Origin of the sequence: Psittacicella hinzii (assembly GCF_003585935.1) — a bacterium.
Taxonomy (GTDB): Bacteria; Pseudomonadota; Gammaproteobacteria; order Enterobacterales; family Psittacicellaceae; genus Psittacicella; species Psittacicella hinzii.
In genome coordinates, this window is the sequence record NZ_NRJG01000211.1 from 1 (window position 1) to 1,270 (window position 1,270).

Sequence of the window (1,270 nt, forward strand, 5' to 3'; positions counted from 1 at the left end):
TATACATTTATATAGTTTGTATGTCTTAAGCGACGATACAAGAGATCTTATTTAACCCACTCAATTACATCAGCAGCAGCTTGACGTGATTTAGGGAACATAGGATCTTGAGCACGGTAACCGAATGCAGCCATTACTGACACTTTAAAGTGTTCTGGATCATATAGACCTTTATCAGCTAACACTTTATCGATGTTTGCGTAATCGATACCTTCAACTGGAGTTGAATCAACACCAATTAAAGCCGCTGCAGTTAACATGTTACCTAAAGCAATGTAAGTTTGTTTACTTGCCCAATCTTCGTAAGCACGATCGCTTTCTAAAAGATTAGCTTGGTTTTGTGCATAGTTTGCAAAGAAACCACGGTAAGTTGTTAAAACATCTTCTGGAAGTTTTTTCACATTACGTAATAAGTGATCGATGTAAGCTGAGTCTGCGTGTAAATCAGCAGCACGACGGCTTAAAGCAATTACTACATGGCTACAACCTGGTAGTTTTTGCGTTAAACCCCAACAAGTTTCACTTAACGTATTCCATAAATCTGGGTTTACACCTCTTTCAATTACTAAGAATTTCCAAGGCTCTAAACCAAATGAACTTGGAGATAAACGAGCTGTTTCTAAAATGAAATCCATATCTTCACGTGAAACACGTTTGTTTGGATCATATTCTTTAGTAGCAGCACGCCAGTTATAAGCATCTAAGATTTGTTGTTTGTTGATAGTCATAATAAATCCTATTTGTAGGGTTGATAGTTAAATGATTAAGAGCATAAAGTTTTAATCATTTTGGTTATTAGTTTATGTTTACCGCTCTATTATGCGACTTTCATTTGCTCTTTGCAAAAAATTTTAAGTATTAGCACTCAGTTAATTTTGCTCCTAACCGCAAAAAGTAAACTTTTAAAACAGAACCCAACACTACATTTTACCGCTAATTTCAAGTATTTATAGATCTATAAGGTGCTATATTTACCATTAAAGAAATCTATCCCACAAACTACAAATAACCATAGTAAACTTATGGGTATAACCTAATTTTAGTTAATTATTCACTCAGCTAAAAATTATTTTTTCTCATTTTTGCTGAAAAAATTATTACTAATTTTGAGCCTATTTATCTCCTTGTGACTGTAACTAAAATCATAAGTTTTACAGAGATTAATTTATTAAATCTCTACATTATTTTTTCAAACAACCTTTGAGATAAATATCAAACAACCTAGAACATTAGCAAGAAAATACGCAATTTATAGAGACTTAAAGTAAGC

At 32.7% G+C, this 1,270-nt stretch carries 1 protein-coding gene; it reads right to left on the bottom strand.

Features of this window, described 5'->3' with window-relative positions:
• Positions 1-47: 47 nt before the first annotated feature.
• On the bottom strand, positions 48-728 hold the full coding sequence (locus CKF58_RS08250; protein ID WP_119532784.1) for an NAD(P)H-dependent oxidoreductase: 681 nt from the start codon (positions 726-728) through the stop codon (positions 48-50).
• Positions 729-1,270: the final 542 nt, after the last annotated feature.